The organism is Oleiphilus sp. HI0125 (assembly GCF_001635355.1).
Map to the genome: position 1 here is coordinate 1 of NZ_LWGF01000151.1, position 819 is coordinate 819.

Genomic DNA, 819 nt, shown 5'->3' on the forward strand with positions numbered 1-819 from the left:
GATAAAGAAATGAGTAAGGTTCGAGTTTTTTCTTTTAAAAACAGAGTAGTATATGGAAAAGGGAAGAGGCTACCTGTCATGCATATGAGGGGGGCTCACTATACAAATGTTATGAGTAAAAAGGAAAATCATGACCAATGATGTTTCACCAGAGTTCTGGGAAAGAGCTGATAAAATTATTGCTGTAGCTAATGAACAAGCTAAAGAGTTTGATATTGGTAAAGTAAGCTCGTCAACTCTTTATGCTGCTGCAAGATACTGTGCCTTTAATGTTGCTTCTTCAGCAGATGACGTTGAAGAAATGCAACAAGACAAAGAAGAAGCTATTAGGTACTTTGTAGGTCAATTTCAAAAAATGCTCACCGAAAACCTAGATGAGTACATAGCAAGCTATGAAAAATATAAACCTCATGGCAAGTAACAATAAAACTCATAACAAGTTTAGCCTGCATCGCCCCGGAAAAAGCCCCGGGGCTGGACTCGCTATCGCTCGCCGCAGCTAAAGGCGTTATAAATCAAAAGGAGAAATGCACATGGTAGTACCTGTATCGTTAATCGCTCAATTCATTGGAATGTTTGTCGCTTCAAAGTTGCTCAAGCTCAATATTGGTTTGGTGGGCATAATTGTTCTAACAATCGTTCCCGTTCTTATATCACAATCTATTCCTGGTATAGCGGGTTTCGCTCTAGCAATTGTCAGCATCTTTATTTTACTCAAAGTGCTAGATGGCTCGGCATCTATTGGTAAAGTGTTTGCAATAGGGATTATCAGTCTGGTTACTCAAGCTGCTATCTTTAAGTTCGTTGTACTCCCTTCAA

2 protein-coding genes are annotated in these 819 nt (G+C 39.2%); both read left to right on the forward strand.

The genetic code is table 11. The features are described from left to right. Positions 1–130 precede the first annotated feature (130 nt). The gene (locus tag A3762_RS02560) at positions 131–421 is read left to right on the forward strand and encodes a DUF3144 domain-containing protein (RefSeq protein WP_068753567.1); all 291 of its coding nucleotides are present in this window, start codon (positions 131–133) and stop codon (positions 419–421) included. A gap of 112 nt (positions 422–533) precedes the next feature. Further along, positions 534–819, forward strand: a 286-nt coding sequence (locus A3762_RS02565) for a hypothetical protein (protein ID WP_156493157.1), incomplete at its 3' end; no start/stop codon positions are given.